This window comes from Psychrobacillus sp. NPDC093180 (genome assembly GCF_044754065.1).
In the GTDB taxonomy this organism is placed as follows: domain Bacteria; phylum Bacillota; class Bacilli; order Bacillales_A; family Planococcaceae; genus Psychrobacillus.
On record NZ_JBIVOJ010000018.1, the window covers coordinates 38,409 to 57,013 of the forward strand.

The 18,605-nt window shown below is 37.4% G+C and carries 18 protein-coding genes; 8 read left to right on the forward strand and 10 right to left on the reverse strand.

Annotated elements, in window-relative coordinates:
- Positions 1–37 precede the first annotated feature (37 nt).
- The 4 genes from ACIP9W_RS20520 to ACIP9W_RS20535 form a co-directional block, all read right to left on the reverse strand.
- Positions 38–607, reverse strand: coding sequence for a beta-class carbonic anhydrase (locus ACIP9W_RS20520; protein WP_400793015.1), 570 nt, complete (start codon positions 605–607; stop codon positions 38–40).
- Between the two features lie 76 nt (positions 608–683).
- Positions 684–1,691: a rod-share determining protein MreBH gene (gene mreBH / locus ACIP9W_RS20525; RefSeq protein WP_400793016.1), complete on the reverse strand. Its 1,008-nt coding sequence runs from the start codon at positions 1,689–1,691 to the stop codon at positions 684–686.
- A 406-nt stretch (positions 1,692–2,097) separates the two neighbouring features.
- Positions 2,098–2,232: a hypothetical protein gene (locus ACIP9W_RS20530; protein ID WP_268238284.1), complete on the reverse strand. Its 135-nt coding sequence runs from the start codon at positions 2,230–2,232 to the stop codon at positions 2,098–2,100.
- Positions 2,233–2,322: 90 nt separating this feature from the next.
- Positions 2,323–3,555, reverse strand: a complete 1,233-nt coding sequence (locus ACIP9W_RS20535) for an aminopeptidase (RefSeq protein ID WP_400793017.1) — start codon at positions 3,553–3,555, stop codon at positions 2,323–2,325.
- Positions 3,556–3,748: 193 nt separating this feature from the next.
- On the opposite strand from ACIP9W_RS20535, the gene motA reads away from it, so the two are divergent.
- The 4 genes from motA to ACIP9W_RS20555 all read left to right on the forward strand — a co-directional run bounded on the left by motA (position 3,749) and on the right by ACIP9W_RS20555 (position 7,417).
- Entirely contained in the window at positions 3,749–4,552 is an 804-nt protein-coding gene (gene motA, locus ACIP9W_RS20540) for a flagellar motor stator protein MotA (protein ID WP_142540213.1), read from the forward strand.
- Positions 4,536–5,303 (forward strand): flagellar motor protein MotB, encoded by a 768-nt coding sequence (gene motB, locus ACIP9W_RS20545; RefSeq protein WP_282242363.1) that lies wholly within the window; start codon positions 4,536–4,538, stop codon positions 5,301–5,303. Before motA ends, motB begins: the two co-directional genes overlap by 17 nt.
- Before the next feature lie 108 nt (positions 5,304–5,411).
- Positions 5,412–6,512, forward strand: a complete 1,101-nt coding sequence (locus ACIP9W_RS20550; protein WP_400793018.1) for a PfkB family carbohydrate kinase — start codon at positions 5,412–5,414, stop codon at positions 6,510–6,512.
- Positions 6,509–7,417: a pseudouridine-5'-phosphate glycosidase gene (locus ACIP9W_RS20555; protein WP_400793019.1), complete on the forward strand. Its 909-nt coding sequence runs from the start codon at positions 6,509–6,511 to the stop codon at positions 7,415–7,417. The genes ACIP9W_RS20550 and ACIP9W_RS20555 overlap by 4 nt, the downstream gene beginning before the upstream one ends.
- Before the next feature lie 56 nt (positions 7,418–7,473).
- On the opposite strand, the gene ACIP9W_RS20560 is transcribed toward ACIP9W_RS20555, so the two are convergent.
- Positions 7,474–7,695 carry a DUF1128 domain-containing protein gene (locus ACIP9W_RS20560; protein WP_282242366.1) on the reverse strand — a complete coding sequence of 74 codons (222 nt, stop codon included), beginning with the start codon at positions 7,693–7,695 and terminating at the stop codon, positions 7,474–7,476.
- A 149-nt stretch (positions 7,696–7,844) separates the two neighbouring features.
- Between ACIP9W_RS20560 and ACIP9W_RS20565 the strand changes: the two genes are divergently transcribed.
- Together ACIP9W_RS20565 and ACIP9W_RS20570 are read left to right on the forward strand one after the other, a co-directional pair.
- Positions 7,845–8,219, forward strand: coding sequence for a YtxH domain-containing protein (locus ACIP9W_RS20565; protein WP_400793020.1), 375 nt, complete (start codon positions 7,845–7,847; stop codon positions 8,217–8,219).
- Positions 8,220–8,243: 24 nt separating this feature from the next.
- Positions 8,244–9,212 (forward strand): YihY/virulence factor BrkB family protein, encoded by a 969-nt coding sequence (locus ACIP9W_RS20570; protein WP_400793021.1) that lies wholly within the window; start codon positions 8,244–8,246, stop codon positions 9,210–9,212.
- A gap of 823 nt (positions 9,213–10,035) precedes the next feature.
- On the opposite strand, the gene ACIP9W_RS20575 is transcribed toward ACIP9W_RS20570, so the two are convergent.
- The 3 genes from ACIP9W_RS20575 to ACIP9W_RS20585 all read right to left on the reverse strand — a co-directional run bounded on the left by ACIP9W_RS20575 (position 10,036) and on the right by ACIP9W_RS20585 (position 14,460).
- Entirely contained in the window at positions 10,036–11,934 is a 1,899-nt protein-coding gene (locus ACIP9W_RS20575) for a heavy metal translocating P-type ATPase (protein ID WP_400793023.1), read from the reverse strand.
- Positions 11,935–12,079: 145 nt separating this feature from the next.
- Positions 12,080–13,609 carry a fumarate hydratase gene (locus ACIP9W_RS20580; protein WP_400793024.1) on the reverse strand — a complete coding sequence of 510 codons (1,530 nt, stop codon included), beginning with the start codon at positions 13,607–13,609 and terminating at the stop codon, positions 12,080–12,082.
- Positions 13,610–14,271: 662 nt separating this feature from the next.
- On the reverse strand, positions 14,272–14,460 hold the full coding sequence (locus ACIP9W_RS20585; RefSeq protein ID WP_282242371.1) for an SE1561 family protein: 189 nt from the start codon (positions 14,458–14,460) through the stop codon (positions 14,272–14,274).
- Positions 14,461–14,934: 474 nt separating this feature from the next.
- On the opposite strand from ACIP9W_RS20585, the gene ACIP9W_RS20590 reads away from it, so the two are divergent.
- Both ACIP9W_RS20590 and ACIP9W_RS20595 read left to right on the forward strand, forming a co-directional pair.
- Positions 14,935–16,125 carry an MFS transporter gene (locus tag ACIP9W_RS20590; RefSeq protein ID WP_400793026.1) on the forward strand — a complete coding sequence of 397 codons (1,191 nt, stop codon included), beginning with the start codon at positions 14,935–14,937 and terminating at the stop codon, positions 16,123–16,125.
- 163 nt (positions 16,126–16,288) lie between these two features.
- Entirely contained in the window at positions 16,289–16,735 is a 447-nt protein-coding gene (locus tag ACIP9W_RS20595; RefSeq protein ID WP_400793027.1) for a hypothetical protein, read from the forward strand.
- Positions 16,736–16,810: 75 nt separating this feature from the next.
- On the opposite strand, the gene ACIP9W_RS20600 is transcribed toward ACIP9W_RS20595, so the two are convergent.
- Both ACIP9W_RS20600 and ACIP9W_RS20605 read right to left on the reverse strand, forming a co-directional pair.
- Entirely contained in the window at positions 16,811–17,950 is a 1,140-nt protein-coding gene (locus ACIP9W_RS20600; protein WP_400793028.1) for a zinc-dependent alcohol dehydrogenase, read from the reverse strand.
- Between the two features lie 160 nt (positions 17,951–18,110).
- Positions 18,111–18,536 carry an SRPBCC family protein gene (locus tag ACIP9W_RS20605; protein ID WP_400793030.1) on the reverse strand — a complete coding sequence of 142 codons (426 nt, stop codon included), beginning with the start codon at positions 18,534–18,536 and terminating at the stop codon, positions 18,111–18,113.
- Positions 18,537–18,605 lie beyond the last annotated feature (69 nt).

Sequence of the window (18,605 nt, forward strand, 5' to 3'; positions counted from 1 at the left end):
CTTGCGCTTTTGTTCTGTCGATTTCCCAGGAAATAAATTAATTCTTGTCGATTGAACCATCTGCAACTAAGTCTAAACGTCCAGTAGTAGGATCAATAATCAGACCATGCACAGGAATGCTTGGTAGAATGAGCGGATGGTTTCTGATCAATTCCACACTATGTAAAACACTTTCTTTTACGTCAGAAAAGCCTTCTAACCATTTATCCATATTAACACCAGAGTATTTTAATACATCGAAAGTATGCGGTTCTACGCCTCTTTCAATCATTTTTTCTACTAATTTATCTGGTTGAATTGCACTCATACCACAATCATGATGACCGACGACAAAAATTTCATCTGCTTGAAGTTCATAAACAGCGACAATCAAGCTTCTCATAATACCACCAAACGGATGATTAATAACGGCGCCGGCACTCTTTACTATTTTGACATCACCATTTTTGATGTTCATTGATTTGTAAAGCATCTCTGTAAGTCTCGTATCCATACATGTTAAAATGACCATTCGTTTATCTGGAAATTTCGTAGTTACATAAGGTGTGTATAGTTCGTTTTCTACAAAAGATTTATTGAATGCTAAAATTTCATTTAACTGTGACATAGTATTGCCCCTTTGATAATAATTTTCTTTTATTTTATATGAAATTAAAGGGGATTGCTTGAAATTTGTTTCGAGTCTATTTTGCTACCTTTTGTTTGCGTTCAGATATGAAGTAAGATTTTCCTGTTCCAATAGCAACAGATTGTAGCGGTTCAGGTGCAAGGTGAACCGGCACTTCAATAACGCTTGAAAGCCATTCTTTTATATCTTTTAATAGGGCACCGCCGCCCGTAAGTACTACGCCATGATCTACGATATCCCCTGAAAGTTCAGGTGGGCATGTTTCAAGTGTTGCACGGACTACTTCTAAAATACTTTCAAGTGATTCTTTTAAAACTCCTTGAATTTGTGTAGAAGAAAGATGGATTGTTTTAGGTAAACCAGTAACAACATCTCTTCCGCGCACATCCATTTGTTCCACAGTATGAGGGACTAATGCATGACCAATTGTTTTCTTAATATTTTCTGCAGTTGGCTCACCAATGATGACATTATATTCTTTTCGAACAAAATGGATAATCGCTTCATCCATTCGATCACCTGCAGTTTTTACTGTGTTAGAAGCGACTACGCCACCAAACGATATAATACCAACCTCTGTTGTACCTCCACCAATATCCACAATCATACTTGCAACAGGCTCGTTTACTGGAAGACCAGCGCCGATTGCTGCAGCTACAGGTTCTTCCATCAGTTGTACTTCTTTTGCACCGCTTTGACGTACCGCATCTTGAATTGCTCTACGTTCAACTGAAGTTGCGCCAGAAGGAGTACAAACAATAACAGTCGGTTTTCTTAGTGCAGTGCCTAATTTTTTACTAGCTTTTTGCATAATTAATTTTAGTAATTGAGTCGTAGTATCAAAGTCCGCGATGACGCCATCTTTTAACGGGCGTACTACTTCGATTGAAATAGGTGTTTTACCTACCATTTTTTTTGCTTCTTCACCGAAAGCTACTATTTCTTTTGTCTTTGTATTAATTGCCACAATAGTTGGTTCATCTATAATTAAGCCTTTGTTTTTTGTATAAACTAATGTATTTGCTGTTCCTAAATCTATTCCAATATGTGCGTTTGAAAACATTTTTGTTCCTCCAATCCAATCGAACATTATAAGTGTAAGTGCCTATGCAAGCCTTCAGGGTCATGCGTCGCATTCTAGATACTTAGTAAGTATAATAGATAATTATAGGTTTGCCATATGTTATATGTTGGAAGTTTACGTATATTTCATTAGGAAATGGTTATATAAGATTAAAAGGTTTTGTTATATTGATATAATAGTACTACTTAGTCATAAATTTGAAACACTATTGTTACGAAAATGAAAGGAAAAAGAGACGTAATGACATCTAATTTAGTTAAAAATGAGGAAGTATCCAATTTTGGATTTGTAATATAGGATAGTTCTCGATAATTTTGTTGCACTACCTATTCTTACTTAACAATAATAAACAAAAAAACAACCGCATAAAATGCGGTTGTTTGTATTATTTAGAAGGTTTTGGATCTACTTGGATTGCATCGTGTGTGTTCATGCCTTTAGCGAAGTAATGAATAATTGCATATCCTGAGATTCCTATACATACTGCAAAACCAAGAACGGTAACTGTGAATAAGCCCATTGTTAAACACCTCACTAGTTATGATACTATCATTATAGCTTAGATGACGTGAAAAAGTAAGAAGAAATATTTAGAAGCGAATACGTCTAACTAGAACGCCCAGTTACCATTGCGGAAAATAGGTTCTGTAGTTCCATCTTCTTTTATGCCGTCTATGTCCATCTTGTCTGAACCAATCATAAAGTCTACATGTGTGATACTCTCATTCAATCCATTTTCCGCGAGCTCATCACGACTCATTTTCTTCCCACCCTCGATACAGAAAGCGTATGCACTTCCGATAGCCAAATGGTTAGAAGCATTCTCATCAAATAATGTGTTATAAAATAGTAAATGAGAGTTAGAAATTGGTGAATCGTGCGGTACAAGCGCTACTTCTCCTAAATAGTGAGAGCCTTCGTCAGTAGCAACAAGATTTTCCAACACTTCTTGACCTTCTTCTGCTTCTACTTTTACAATACGACCTTCTTCAAAAGTGACTGTAAAATTATCAATTATATTCCCGCCATAGCTTAATGGCTTACTGCTTGCAACATATCCTTGTACACCTGTTTTTAAAGGAACTGTAAATACTTCTTCTGTTGGCATATTTGCCATGAAATCTTCGCCTTTTTCGTTGACGCTACTTGCCCCACACCATAGATGTCCTTTTGGAAGTTCGATAACTAAATCTGTTCCAGGAGCAGTATAACGGAGTTTTTGATAGTTTTTATTATTTAAGTAATCTACTTTTGCATGTAAAAGCGTATCATGTTCTTTCCATGCTGCGACTGGGTCTTCTAAATCCGCACGAACTGCTTTGAAAATAGCCTCCCATAGGGCTGGTAATTGTTCTTCTTCAGCTAGCTCTGGGAATACTTTACTAGCCCAATCTTTTGACGGGGAGGCGATTACTGTCCAACTGATTTTATCTGATTGTACGTACTGACGATATTTACTTAATGCTTGCCCAGTAGCTTTTTGGAAAGCTGCAATTTTAGCTGTGTCCACTCCCTTTAATAGATCTGGGCTTTGGCTCATAATGCTCATAAATGCAGCGCCTTCTTCAGCTAATAGTTCTCGTTCTTGTACCTTCCAAGAAGGATAATAGTCGAAAGAATCCTTTGGAGCTAACTCGTAACGTAAGCGTGTAATCTCATCATCTGAGAAGTCTACAAATACTTGAGCTGCTCCAACTTCATAAGCTTTTTTCGTAATTAATCGGACAAGCTCTACACTATCGATTGAAGCCGCAATGTATAACTTCTGCCCTGGTTGAATATTTACCCCAACCTCTACTGCTAAAGCAGCATATTTTTCTAGTTTTTGATTGAACAAAGACATTTTCCTTCACCCTTTCTATACATAATTCATAGTATCAGTTTTTTGAATGCTATGACAATATACATTGGAGTTAAAAAAGTAGAAAATTGTTCACTATTAATAGGTTTATATCACTGAAAAAGAAAGTTTTATATTCAAACTTCGACAATATTGCCGAAATAAAGTAAAGAAATAGAATGTGGAGGTTACGAGATTGGATAAATCTACCGTTTTTGGTCTTATAATTGCTATAGTTTCCTTATTAGTAGGGATGTTTTTTAAAGGAGTTACACCGGACGCACTTTTAAATCCAGCTGCTATTTTCATCATTATTTTTGGGACTGTTGCAGCAGTTGTTATCGCATTTCCGATGAGTGAATTAAAACGAGTTCCTAAACTTTTTGGGGTACTCTTTAAAGATGATAAATTAGAGTCAGATGCAGAAATTATTAAGATGTTCTCTAGTTGGGCGGATTTAGCTCGTAGAGAAGGGTTGCTTGCTTTAGAAAGTAAGTCTACTGAGGTGACGGATCCCTTTTTGAAAAACGGTTTAACATTAGCCATTGACGGTCAAAATGCGGATTATATTCGAGATGTATTATCCGAAGAAATTGACGCATTAGAAGATCGCCATGCTGGAGGGGCTTCAATATTCTCACAAGCAGGAACTTATGCACCGACACTTGGAGTACTGGGTGCGGTTATCGGTCTTATCGCTGCCTTAAAGGATATGAATGATATTGAAAAATTAGGTCATGCCATTTCGGCGGCGTTCGTTGCAACGCTTTTGGGGATTTTCACAGGTTATGTAATTTGGCACCCATTTGCAAATAAATTAAAGCGAAAGTCCAAACAAGAGGTTCGTCAAAAGACGATGATGTTAGAAGGTATTCTTTCCGTATTGGAAGGAGATTCCCCTCGTGTTATTGAACAAAAATTAGCTTCTTATTTGTCGATGGCGGACCGCAAGAAAATTTTAGGTGGAAGCGGGGAGGATGGCCTTGGCAAGGAAGCGTAAAAAGCATAAAGAGGAAGAGCATATGGACGAATCTTGGCTTATTCCATATGCCGATATTCTGACATTATTATTAGCCTTGTTCATTGTACTCTTTGCAGCAAGCACAGTAGATCAACAAAAATTGGAGAAGATGTCACAAGTATTTGACCAAATATTCGATGGTGGGACAGGCTTTATGGACAATCCGTCTCCTTTAGATGTACCAGTAGTGCCAAATCAAACAAATGAGTCAGAAGAAAGCTCTGCCTATATAGAAGACCAACAAGCCTTAGCTGGTATTCAAGATAGCGTCGATGAATATATTGCAGTGAATGCACTAGAAAAGCAATTTGCTACAAAGTTAACAAATGAAGGTTTGCTCGTTACTATTCGAGATAATATATTATTTGAGATGGGACAAGCAGAAGTAAAGCCAGAGTATCGACAAATCGCGGAAGATATATCGGATCTTCTTATATTTGATCCGCCTAGAAACGTTGTTATTACTGGACATACAGATAATATTCCAATATCAAGCAGTGAATTTTCATCTAACTGGGAACTAAGTGTTATGCGTTCTGTTAACTTTTTAAAAATTTTAGTAGAAAATAATACGATCGACCCTCTATATTTTAGTGCGAAGGGATATGGTGAATTTAGACCTGTAGCTTCCAATGATACTGCGGAAGGTCGTGCTCAAAATAGAAGAGTCGAAGTACTTATTCAACCACGTGTATTAGAAGACGGTACATTAAATGACTCTCCACAGTAATACTACAACTGACAACTAATTTTTGGTTGTCAGTTTTCTTTTGACTTTTTGAAACAAAAGTTTATAATTAAAACAAAAGTTCATTATCGCGGGAAAGGAGGAAATGAATTGGACTCAAAAGAAGTTAAGATTTTGAACTATCTTAAAAAGAATCCATACGCTTCTCAGTTAGAAATTGCAAATGAATTACACATGTCTAGACCTGCTGTTGCTAATATTATTTCTGGTCTTATTAAAACTGGAAAGATAACTGGAAGAGCCTATATTTTACCCGAAAACAAAGAAATTATTTGTATTGGCGGAGCGAATGTAGACAGAAAATATATAGTGAAAAGCGTCTTGCAAATGGGAACATCCAATCCAACGACGAGCTTACAGAGTATCGGTGGAGTTGCAAGGAATATTGCGGAAAACTTAGGGAGATTAGGCCATAGTGTACGCATGCTTACTGTAGTAGGCAATGACATGGAATACGAATCCATTGAGAAAGCTTCAAGCCCTTGGATGAATTTATTTTCCGTTGAAAAATTATCAAATTATCAAACAGGGACTTACTCTGCAATTCTAGACACATATGGAGAGATGTTGTTTGCTTTAGCAAACATGGACATTTACGATCAATTCACAGTAGAGTATTTGAAGAAACAGGAGACACATTTAACGAAAGCCCAGCTGCTAATCATTGATATGAATTGTCCAAAAGATGTCATTGAATATGTACAAACCATATCAATAGGCTATAAAATACCACTCGCTATTATTCCGGTTTCTTCTCCGAAGATGAACAGAATGCCGGAGTCTTTAGAAGGAATTGAATGGTTAATAACAAATAAAGATGAGGCAGAAACTTATTTCCATATGACAATAGAAGATGATTCCTCATGGAAAAAAGCAGCAGAGCTATTCGTAGAAAAAGGGATAAAACAAGTGGTTGTAACAGGTGGTAGTAAAGGTGTTGTATTTGCTGGTCAGCAAATTGAAACAACTATAGCCCCAGCAATACATGCAGACGACATTGTAGATGTAACTGGAGCAGGAGACGCATTTGTAGCTGGAACATTACATGCGTGGCTAGAAGGCGTAGAGATAACCGAAGCGGTACAAACGGGGATGGTCAATGCCAATAAAACGCTTCAGTCTGCTGAAACGGTTCGTACAGAACTTACAAAAATCGGTTTAAAAAATGAAATGGAGGAATATAAATTATGAAACAATATTTAACATATTCACAAGAAGTAGAACAAGGGATGGCAGCAGGAAAACCAATCGTAGCATTAGAATCAACAATCATTTCACATGGTATGCCTTATCCACAAAACGTAGAAATGGCTAAAAAAGTAGAACAAATTATTCGTGATAATGGAGCAGTACCAGCAACAATCGCTATTATGGATGGCGAGATTAAAATCGGTCTTTCCAATGAAGATTTAGAAACACTTGCTACAAGTAAAAATGTAAGAAAAACATCAAGAAGAGATCTTGCATATGTAGTAGCTTCTAAAGAAATTGGCGCTACAACAGTTGCAACTACGATGATTTGTGCGGAACTTGCAGGCATCAAAATGTTTGTAACAGGTGGAATTGGTGGCGTACATAGAGGCGCTGAAACGACTATGGATATTTCTGCTGACTTAGAAGAACTTGCTTCTACAAATGTAGCAGTTGTATGTGCTGGTGCAAAATCTATCTTAGATATCGGTTTAACTTTAGAATATCTAGAAACAAAAGGCGTGCCAGTAGTAGGTTTTGGAACAGATGCATTCCCAGCATTCTATACAGCAACAAGCCCATTTGCTGCTAACTTCCGTTTAAACGAACCAAAAGAAGTAGCGGATATGCTTAAAGTGAAATGGGAACTAGGATTAAACGGAGGAGCAATTATTGCAAACCCAATCCCAGCAGAATTCTCATTAGATGAAGCTTATATCAATGACATCATCCACACAGCGTTAAAAGAAGCAGAGGAAAACGGCATTAAAGGGAAAGATGTAACACCTTTCTTACTTGGCAAAGTAAAAGAGTTAACAGAAGGTAAATCATTAGAATCGAATATTGAGCTTGTGTATAATAATGCAAGAGTTGGAGCTCAAATCGCAGTTGAATTAAATAAATAAATTAATCAGGTCACATAAAAAAATTCCTTCCCAACGTTATATTGGGAAGGAATTTTTTATTTACGTAAACTTCCAAGTTCAGCGGCGATCGCTTGCATTTCACTTGGGCTAAAAGAATCTCTTTTTTTCACCATTTCATATAAATAGACTAAATCTTCATATTGAGATGCATTAAAATGTTCTGACTTCATTGCATCTACGTTTACCATACGAAGTTTTTCTTTTATCGTTTCAATCATGTATGCTACATTCTCCGCAGAAGGTTCTGATAAATTCATCTTTGTTATCCTGCCTTTCCTACATTCTTATTTCCAATGTTAATGGGAAGCGAGAGGGTGAGTCAAGAAGATTATAAAATACTTTGTTTTATTCCTTCGAGTCGGGGGTATAATTAATTTATATTAACTTATATAACGGAGGTAATGAGATGAGTGAGAGCAAATTTGTAAAAGGCGTTGTATGTGGTGCACTTATTGGTGGTGCATTAACGATGTTAGATAATAAGACGAGAAATGCAGTTGTCCAAAAAACGAATAGTCTGGGACGCCAAATAAAATATTACAGTACAAATAGACAAGAGCTGAAAGCGACCCTCGAGGAACAAGTAACGAAATGGAAATCATTTTATGAACAAATTAATTCGGATGCGACTTACATATCGCAAAAAGTAAATGAAGTAAAAGAAATGACTCCTCAAGTCAAAACATTACTAACGGATACGAAGGAAGCATTCGCCCAATCGAAAGAGGAATACAAATCTATTGTAGACCCTGAATCAGAAGAATATATCGTCAAGCAATAAATAATAATGAAAGGAGGGGATAGAATGAACCCCGAAAAAGAACAAGAGCATAATTTGAAGGCGCATTCTTCCTCCTCTGATAATTGGTTTAATAAATTAAAGTTTCTTAATATGAAAAAGAAGGATAAAAAGATAGAAGAGCCCCAAGACTTAACAACATGGAAAGGATATTTCAAACATTTAATCGTACATATCCAAAAAACAGATATAACGGGACTGGCGGCTCAGCTTGCTTATTTCTTTTTATTATCCTTATTTCCCTTACTTATTTTTATTGTTACCCTATTACCTTATTTAAATTTAGACGAAGCACAAGTATTTCGTTTTCTAGAAAATTACGCTCCACAGGATGTATATCTTCTCATTGAGGATACTGTTTCAGACATTTTGCTGACTCGAAACGGTGGACTGTTGTCTATCGGGATAATAGGTACTATTTGGTCTGCTTCCAATGGTATGAATGCAATTGTTAAGTCATTAAATAGATCTTATAATTTAGACGAAACAAGACCATTTTTTATCGTACGTGGTTTATCGGTTGTCTTTACTTTAATTATGATAGTATTGTTTGCCGTAATGTTAGTCTTACCGGTGTTTGGACAACAGATAGGTACTATATTATTTTCTTATTTTGGCTTTGAAGAAGGGTTTGTGAAAATTTGGAATAGTTTAAGGTGGGCGATTACCCCAATCATTATGCTAATGGTTCTCACTGCATTATATTGGATTGTCCCAAACCAAAAGCTGTTTTTACGTAGTGTATTTCCAGGAGCAATATTTGCAACGGTAGGCTGGATCATCGTATCACTAGGTTTCTCATACTATGTTAGCAATTTTGGGAATTATTCTTCCACCTACGGTAGTATCGGTGGAATCATCGTGCTTATGTTGTGGCTATATATATCCGGAATCATGCTATTAGTTGGCGGTCAAATAAATGCCGTGACACAGGAACGAAAAATAGCAATAGAAAAAGCAGAGGGAAAAGATTAATCCCTCTGCTTTTATTTTGTTCATGATATAGAGAAACTGCGAAGTAGTTAGTTGATGAAGTTGTCCGCTAGATTTTCACTGCAGTCGTACGCTTTCCGCCGGGTGAGCGATGAGCCATTCCCTCCGCTTAGGGCGTCGTTGGAATGTCTCATTTTGCTCAGGCGGAGGAACAAAGGCTAAGAACGCCACATCGTGTGGCAACGCCTTAGAAACCAACATCCTGTTGGCCTCGGCAGGAGTCGACGCCAGTAGCGAAAATCTATAATAACTGCTTGTTTATTCATTATTGGCTTGCTAAAACCAACTATTAAACAGTTTCTAAACTGGGTAAATCCAATAAATGGTGGAGTGCGAGAATATCCACTGTGACTGCGATAAACTAGCCCCTGAACACGACAAAGTCGATGCTTTTTGTAAAGCCATCCCCAATAATGCGCCATTATTCTCTGCGTCTCACTCCAAGTAAACTTGTTTTATGAATAATTGGTTGCTCTCAGGGGCAATTTGGTTGCTTTCAGACTGCCTCTAGTTGCTCTCAGAATAGAACTGGTTGCTTTCACCAGTTTTTGATTGCCCTTAGCCATTTTCTGGGAGATATTTATTCTGTCGCTACATAATTGGAGGGATTTAGTGCGGCCGCGCGAGACTCCTGCGGGAAAGCGAGGCAGACGAGACCCTGCAGTCGCTCGTCCGCGGAAAGCGAAGCGCCGCCATGCTAAATCATAGTGGTCACTTTCTTCCACTCACTACTTCGCAGTTTCCTTATTATGTGCGGTAATTCCCTTTATTGTCTTAAGCCCGAGACAGACGCTTTAGCGCTTTTTTAGTTTCTATTCAACATTCTTAACCCATTTAAAATTACTAAGATTGTACTTCCTTCGTGACCGATAACACCTAATGGTAAATCTACTACTTGTAGGAAGTTGGAAATGATGAGTACAGCTATAACGGAAAGAGAAAATACAATATTTTGTTTCACGATTCGTTGCATTTTACGTGACATTTTCACCGCATAAGCAATTTTAGATAAATCATTTTTCATTAGTACAACATCCGCAGTTTCAAGTGCTACATCTGTTCCTTCACCCATTGCAAATCCTGTCGTTGCAGTCGCAAGAGCAGGCGCGTCATTTATCCCATCTCCGACCATTCCTACGAATTTGTACTCTTTCAATAAAACTTTCATCTGTTCGACTTTTGTTTCTGGAAGACATTCCGCATAATATTGATCGATACCAGCCTCTTTGGCGATTGCTTTTGCTGTTGTTTCGTTATCTCCTGTAAGCATAACTGTTTTAATGCCTAAAGAGTGGAGGAGTTTTATCGCTTCTTTTGCTTCCTCTCGTACCGTATCTTTTAATGCAACAGCAGCCGCAATTCCTTTTTCATCGCGCATAAAGATCACGGTTTTTCCTTCTGTTGCTAATGTTTCTGCTATGCCATGATGGAATGCGAGTGCATCTTCTTTATTGACAAAGTCAGGTTTTCCAACGCTTATCGTTTGACCGTTTAAATTGGCTTGTAAGCCGAATCCAGGTTTATCTTCAATTGGAAGAGAGGGCAGTTGTTCAATCCCATTCTTTTTTGTATAGGCTGTAATAGCTTGCGCTAAAGGATGATTGGACTGCGCTTCAATCGTTGCTAAAGTAGTTAGTGTCTCATTAAAATCTAGATCTTCCCGAGTGAGGAAATCAGTCACGATTGGTTTACCTTGTGTTAAAGTACCGGTTTTATCGAGCGCGATAGCTTTCATTTCACTGACGTTTTCTAAGTGAACGCCACCCTTAAACAAAATACCATTTTTTGCTCCATTTGAAATAGCCGAAAGTGTTGCTGGCATGATAGAAGCAACTAGTGCGCAGGGGGATGCAACGACCAATAAAACCATTGCTCGGTAGAAAGTAGTGTTCCAATCCCAATCGAGCAAAAAGTGTGGAAGAAATAGCATACAACCTACTACAATGAGCACCACTTTAACGTAAGTACCTTCAAATTTTTCAATAAATTGCTGAGCAGGTGATTTTTCGTCTTGAGCGGATTGTACTAATTGAATAATTTTTTGGAAAAGGGAATCTTCATTTGCTTTTGTCATTTCCATTGTAATTGCGCCACTAATATTGACTGTACCAGCGAATAATTCATCGTTTACATGCTTTGATATAGGGATCGATTCACCACTAATTGCTGCTTCATCAATGGACGTTGCTCCACGCAGAACGATTCCATCAGCTGGAATTCGTTCTCCCGGTTTTACAACTAAATGATCTCCTAATGTAAGTTCTTTAATAGAAACGCGAGTCGTTGTGCCGTCACTTTTAAGCTTCCATGCTTCTTCGGGTTGGAGCTCCATTAAAGAGGAAATTTCTTTATTGCTTTTATTCATTGTATAAGTTTCTAAGGCACCACTTACTGCAAAGATGAATATTAAAATAGCTCCCTCTGTCCAGTAGCCAATAATAGAGGAACCAATAGCGGCTAAAATCATGAGCATTTCGACGTTCAGTTCTTTGTCCCGTATCGTTGCTTCAATACCCTCTTTTGATTTAGCAAATCCGCCGATTACAAATGCCAGTATATAAAGAATGATAGAAAATGTTTCGTTTCCAGCTAACCAAGCAATTAAAATAAGTATTCCTGAAAACAGAGCAGCTACTAATTCTGCATGGGGGATTATTATTTGAGTGAGTGGTCTTTTTTGTGTAAATTCTTGAATTGTGGACATTTAATACCCTCCTTGATAATGAGTTTCACTCTTATTTGAGTGTATAAAATAGCAAAAATGGATTTCTGAGTAGAAATCCATTTTATATTCGTTACTAATTTATAATCATTATAATGTAAGAAGGACAAATCGTCAACAGATTAGATTAATTATAAACTGGTTCTTTATAGTTCGCTAATTTTTCTAAGGAAGATTTATCTACATCTGCATGAAGGCTGTTCCCATGAGAGTCCATCGTCACTACGGCAGTGAAGTTCTCTACACGTAAATGCCACATCGCTTCTGGAATACCAAATTCCATTAAATCAACGCCTTCAACATCTTTAATACAGTCAGCATAATACTGAGCTGCTCCGCCGATAGCGTTCAAGTAAACCCCACCATGTTCTGCTAAAGCAGCAAGTGTTTTCGGACCCATGCCGCCCTTACCGACTACTGCGCGAATACCAAACTTTTTCATAATATCGCCTTGGTATGGCTCTTCTCTGATAGATGTTGTTGGACCAGCTGCACGAACATGCCATTTACCTTCTTCATCTTTTTGCATCACAGGACCGCAGTGGTAAATAATATGCCCATCTAGATCCACTGGTGCATCATGGCTCATTAAATGATGGTGAATTGCATCACGACCAGTATACATACGTCCAGTAATAGACACGACATCTCCAACTTGAAGAGAACGAATTTGTTCCTCTGTAATAGGAGCTTGAAGTTCCACTACTTTTTTAGGTGCTTCTTCTGTTGTTTCTTCTTTAAATTCAATTTTTTCTCCGTCTTGGTAGTGCCATTCGATAATTTCACCAGTAGTTGGATGGATATTAATCGCCATACGACGGTATGCCCAACAGTTATACGCAACAGATACGTAGAAACTTGCCGGAATACGGTGCATAACCCCAATTTTACAACCAAGTAAAGTTGCTTCGCCGCCGAATCCCATTGTTCCGATTCCTAATGTATTTGCCTTTTCTACAATATACGCTTCTAAACTAGCAAGGTCTGGATTTGGATTTGTATCTTCTACGTGACGAAATAACTGTTCTTTTGCAAGATCATATCCAGAAGATCGATCTCCACCAATCCCTACGCCAATAAAACCTGCAGAGCAGCCTTGTCCTTGAGCCTGGTATACAGAATGTAAAATACATTTACGAATTCCATCTAAATCACGTCCAGCACGGCCTAAACCTTCTAATTCAGTAGGTAGGCTATATTGAATATTTTTGTTTTCACAGCCACCACCTTTTAGGATGAGCTTCATTTCTATATAATCTTTTTCCCATTGTTCGAATTTAATAACAGGAACGCCTTCTCCAAGATTGTCCCCACTGTTTGCTCCTGTTAGGGAGTCTACGGAGTTTGGACGAAGCTTTGCATCCTTTGTAGCGCTTACAATCGCACGTTTAATCGCTGCTTTTATCTCCAATTGGTTTACGCCAATCGGTGTTTTAATCTTGAATGTCGGAAGACCGGTGTCTTGGCAAATAGGTGAAACATTGTCATCTGCCATTTGAATATTATTTGTAATAGTATCTAAACTCATTGCAGCTCGTGTACCAGCATTTTCTGCTGCCTTTGCTTTTTTTATAGCGCGTCGAACGTCTTTTGGTAAATTTGTAGATGTTTCAGTAATTAAATCATAAATACTTTTTTCCAATTGCTCCAATTGCATGGTGTAAACGCTCCTTTTATGTATGAGTTCCAAACACTTTTTAGTATACTATTATATTTCTATTTACAAAAGGGCAGTTCGCTTGGGATTCAATTATGACAAGCGTACGCGTGAATAAGGAATGGTAAATGGGCAAAAGGTTCACGTAACCTAGTATATATCCGGCGAGCAAAGGGTTCGCGTAACCGAGCATATATCCGTCGAATGCGAGCGATCCAAATGCTTAACCGAGCAAAGAAATGGAGATCGAGCAAAGGGTTCGCGCAACCGAGCATATATCCGTCGAATGCGAGCAATCCAAGAGCGTAACCGAGCAAAGAAATGGAGAGGGAGCAAAAGGTTCGCGTAACCGAGCATATATCCGTCGAATGCGAGCAATCCAAGAGCGTAACCGAGCAAAGAAATAGAGAGCGAGCAAAAGGTTCGCGTAGCCGAGCATATATCCGTCGAATGCGAGCAATCCAAATGTTTAACCGAGCAAAGAAATGGAGAGCGAGCAAAAGGTTCGCGTAACCGAGCATAAATCCGTCGAATGCGAGCAATCCAAGAGCGTAACCGAGCAAAGAAATGGAGAGCGAGCAAAAGGTTCACGTAACCGAGCATTTTCTTTCCATTCCATAAAAAAGAAGCTTAGAAATAGTGCATTCCAAGCTTCTTTCCGGTTATTCAAATTTTGTATTTTTAAACTGTTCCATTTTCAACTCTAAATCATCCATCATTTGAATTAGACGGTCGATATCTTCTATTTCAGTTGACTCAGGTTCAATTGTGTCTAATACTTCTAAAAACATTTGTAGACGATCTTTTAAATAAGATACTTGTTGTTCTGGATTTGAAATTTGTTTACCCACAGAAAAACACCTTCCTGGTTGAAGTTTCACTTTATATGATAAGAATAAAACAAAATGAAAAGAAAAGATAGGACGAAGGTGTCAAATTTGTAATTTATTAATTTAGAATATTTACATTATTTAATTTTAATGTTATAATCTTTACAACCCATACATAGAAGGGAGGGCGTAGTGAATAGTCGAGAAACCATTCATTCAATAAGAAGGAGGGGATTCAGACATTTCACCGGCAAATACGCTGAAAATGCAGTTATGATTACTCAAGAGGATATTAGTTATATTTAAAAGGCTCAGTCAATCTTATGCGGATATGGACTGAGCCTTTTGTTGTTGATTTGTAAAACTGAATTTATGTAATAATGGAAAGAATAAAGGAAGGAACAAAGTAAGTTTTGATAAATTCTTTATAGGAAGTATGGCTGTTGTCTGATACACTACTGAATAGATAATTTAAATATATTAATGAGGTAATGTATGCAACAGTTTACAGCAATTGAAAGAAAAAGGTTTTGGATACTTGTAGCAATTGTATCTATATCAGGATTTTCACAAGGAATGTTATTGCCACTTATATCGGTTATATTTGAGCAGGACGGAGTAAGCCCGATGATAAATGGGTTAAGTGCAACCGGTCTTTACGTTGGAACATTATTGATATCCCCATTTATTGAACCGCCTCTACGTAAATTTGGTTATAAGCCGATTATTATCGCAGGTGGTTTAATCGTTATTGTTTCCTTATTACTGTTTCCTTTATGGAAAAGTGTCGCTTTTTGGTTTGTCTTGCGATTATTTATAGGGATTGGCGATAATGCCCTTCATTTTTCTACACAGACGTGGATTACGAGCTTTTCTCCTCAGCATCGTTTAGGACGAAATATTGCTATTTATGGTCTTTCTTTTGGAGTCGGATTTGCTGTTGGCCCTTTGTTTGTCCAACTAGTAGAAATTTTCGAAGGACTGCCGTTTATTATTTCCAGCATTCTTTGTTTAGGTGCATGGGTACTTATTTTCTTTGTGAAAAATGAAAAACCAGAGATTATTAAAGGTGCTTCTGCTCATGAAGGAGGAACGTGGAAACGTTTTGGTGCAGCCTTAGCAGTTGCTTGGGTGGCATTTATACCGCCATTTAGCTATGGTTTTTTAGAATCATCACTTAATGCCATTTACCCGGTTTATGCACTACGTAATTCTATAGAAGTAACTAGTTTATCGTACATATTGGCAGCCTTTTCAATAGGAGGGGTTGTCTCGCAATTACCGCTTGGTGTATTAAGTGACAAAATAGGAAGACGAAAAGTACTGATGATTATGATAGGTCTAGGATCATTGACTTTTGGAATAGCCAGCTTTTTCGAAAACTCCTCTTTGATAATAGGTGCGCTCTTTTTCATAGCGGGTATGTTTGTTGGATCCACATTTTCACTTGGCATTTCTTATATGGCAGATTTAACGCCAAAGGCACTTCTCCCAACTGGTAATTTGATGTGTGGAATTTCTTTTAGTATTGGAAGTCTTTCTGGTCCATTTTTAGGTGGTCTGTTTATCCAAGTGTTCGAAGGAGTTAGCTTTTTAGTATTAGTTGCGGTTCTCCTTGGAACACTTGCGTGTATTATCTTTTTTGCCAATCCGCAAAAGAATCGAAAGCTGCAGGAAACAACTTAGTATGCAATGAATAAAGCACTACAGATTTGTGTCTCTTAAAAGGAGAGAACAATTTGTAGTGCTTTTTTATTTTATTCTGAAAAGTAAAATAAATAAGGGTGCAAATGCATGTGAATATGTATATGATATTTGTAAGGAAATTATATGGAAAGGAGGAGATATCTTGCGTAAAAATTGGTCTCCATATGTTTGGAAATTATTATGGACTATTGGGTTAATTGTTTTATTGATGATTAGTTATAACCTAGAGCTAAAGGTGAAGACTCATGTGGCAACTACCTTTCATATGCTTCCTATTATTTGGTTCCAATTTATTGCTAATTTAGTATTAGGGGTTTATCTTTCTTTACTTTTTATAAAAAAATGGTCATTTAATAGGAACTGGTCTTTACTTGTTTGTGTTACGTTACCATCTTTATTTTTCGCTTGTTATTATCCTATAGTTATCTCAATAATTGAAAATACTACATCAGATCCTAGCAATTATTCAGTACCATTTCTATATCCGTTGCTACAAATGAACTTCAATGGGATTCCAGCAATTATTGCTGGTTTAACACTAATGATAGGCTTATTTAGTACTTCACCAAAAGTAACAAACAATGAATGAAAAAAACGTTGAATACTAGATTGAAATGAACATCTGGTATTCAACGCTTTCCTAGTTTAGAATTCAATATTTTACTTACGGTTTTAAGATGAACTTAATACTTTCTTCCTCATGGTCATGGAAAATTCGATAGGCATCACTAGCTTTACTTAAAGGAACGCTATGTGTAATAATTTCTCTTGGATCGAACTCACCTTTGTTGATCATATCAAATAGCTTCGGCATATAATGAATAACGGGTGCTTGTCCCATTTTGAGTGTTACATTGCGTTCAAAAATATTACCGAGAGGGAACATATTGTACAATGAACCGTAAACACCCGTTAATTGGATAGTTCCAAACTTACGCACTGCGTTTAAGCCAATATCAATGGCACTCAATGTCCCGCCTTGAAGCTTCAGTTTTTGCTCAACCTTTTCCATGAGATTCATTTTTCCATCCATCCCTACACAATCGATGACCACATCAACTCCACCGTTTGTAATTTCCTTAATATGACTTCCCATATCATCGAACTCATCAAAATTATACGCTTCTACTTTATTCATTTTGACCGCGTGATTTAGACGATAAGGAAGATGATCTACCGCAATAACTCGTTTAGCACCTTTCATCCATGCAAATTTTTGGACCATTAATCCGATAGGACCTGATCCAAGCACCGCAACAGTATCGCCAGATTTCATACCAGAGTTTTCGATACTCCAATAGGCAGTCGGGAGAACGTCTGATATAAATAGCAATGACTCATCTTCTAATTCACAAGATTCGGGAATGACAAAAGGCATGAAGTTTCCATATGGTACTCTTAAATACTCGGCTTGTCCGCCTGGATAATTGCCGTATCGTTCTGTAAATCCAAGATACCCTCCCGAATCCACTGCTGGATTGTCATTTGAATTGTCACACTGACTCTCCAAATCGTTTTGACAATAAAAACACTCCCCGCAAGATACGTTAAATGGGATAACCACACGATCTCCTTTTTTCACTTTTGTTACATCTGGTCCAACTTCTTCGACGATACCCATCGGCTCATGACCGATGACGTAGTCTTTGTGAGTAGGAATGGCGCCTCTATAAATATGAAGATCAGATCCACAAATGGCCGTTGAAGTAATTTTAACGACTATATCATCTTTTTTTTCTAGCTTTGCATCCGGTACTTCTTTAACCTCAACATCTTTAGCTCCCTGGTATGTTACTGCCTTCAAAAAATCTCCTCCTCAAATTGCTTTCTCCTTATTCTTTACCCATTTTTATATAAAAAAACTAATATTCCTTTAAATTAATGGATTTATTTATGTACTAAGTTATGTAAGGAAAAATAAATAAGGGCAATCAAGACGGTGAAAGTCCTGATTGCCCTTATGTTTATTGTTGTTCTGTATACTTTTTAAGATTATTTAAAATTGCCTGCCAACCTTGCTGCTGCATTTCGATAGGATTTTCTGATTCTGTATCAAATACTTCAATAATTTTCGTGTTGTTATCTTGAGTGATAAAAGATATTTCAACTTGTCTTCCATCGCCTAATGTATAAGCGATGAACTCATTTGATTTAACTTCATCATACACACCGCCAAAATCAAATCCAAAGCTTCCGTCTTTCGCTTCCATTCGGGAAGAAAATTTACCGCCGACTTGCAAGTCATTTTCAGCAGATGGTGTATGCCAATCATCCGAAGGACTATTCCATTTAGTTATATGCTCTGGCTCCGTCCAATAATTCCAAACCTTCTCAACTGGTGCATGTACTATTGCCTCCACCGTAACTTTGTTATTGGATTTGTTTTCCATAATCATCCACCGTTCTACGATATATTTTAGAATATTTAGTTATTACAGAGACATCGTAACATAATTTAT

Excerpts from the sequence above, each read along its gene's own strand:
- ACIP9W_RS20570 (WP_400793021.1), top strand. The coding sequence starts at position 8,244 with ATGAACCCCGAAAAAGAACAAGAGCATAATTTGAAGGCGCATTCTTCC.
- ACIP9W_RS20590 (WP_400793026.1), top strand. The coding sequence starts at position 14,935 with ATGCAACAGTTTACAGCAATTGAAAGAAAAAGGTTTTGGATACTTGTA.
- ACIP9W_RS20520 (WP_400793015.1), bottom strand. The coding sequence starts at position 607 with ATGTCACAGTTAAATGAAATTTTAGCATTCAATAAATCTTTTGTAGAA.
- ACIP9W_RS20530 (WP_268238284.1), bottom strand. The coding sequence starts at position 2,232 with ATGGGCTTATTCACAGTTACCGTTCTTGGTTTTGCAGTATGTATAGGA.
- ACIP9W_RS20605 (WP_400793030.1), bottom strand. The coding sequence starts at position 18,536 with ATGGAAAACAAATCCAATAACAAAGTTACGGTGGAGGCAATAGTACAT.
- ACIP9W_RS20555 (WP_400793019.1), top strand. The coding sequence starts at position 6,509 with ATGAAACAATATTTAACATATTCACAAGAAGTAGAACAAGGGATGGCA.
- ACIP9W_RS20580 (WP_400793024.1), bottom strand. The coding sequence starts at position 13,609 with ATGCAATTGGAGCAATTGGAAAAAAGTATTTATGATTTAATTACTGAA.
- ACIP9W_RS20535 (WP_400793017.1), bottom strand. The coding sequence starts at position 3,555 with ATGTCTTTGTTCAATCAAAAACTAGAAAAATATGCTGCTTTAGCAGTA.
- ACIP9W_RS20565 (WP_400793020.1), top strand. The coding sequence starts at position 7,845 with ATGAGTGAGAGCAAATTTGTAAAAGGCGTTGTATGTGGTGCACTTATT.
- ACIP9W_RS20560 (WP_282242366.1), bottom strand. The coding sequence starts at position 7,695 with ATGAATTTATCAGAACCTTCTGCGGAGAATGTAGCATACATGATTGAA.
- ACIP9W_RS20575 (WP_400793023.1), bottom strand. The coding sequence starts at position 11,934 with ATGTCCACAATTCAAGAATTTACACAAAAAAGACCACTCACTCAAATA.
- mreBH (WP_400793016.1), bottom strand. The coding sequence starts at position 1,691 with ATGTTTTCAAACGCACATATTGGAATAGATTTAGGAACAGCAAATACA.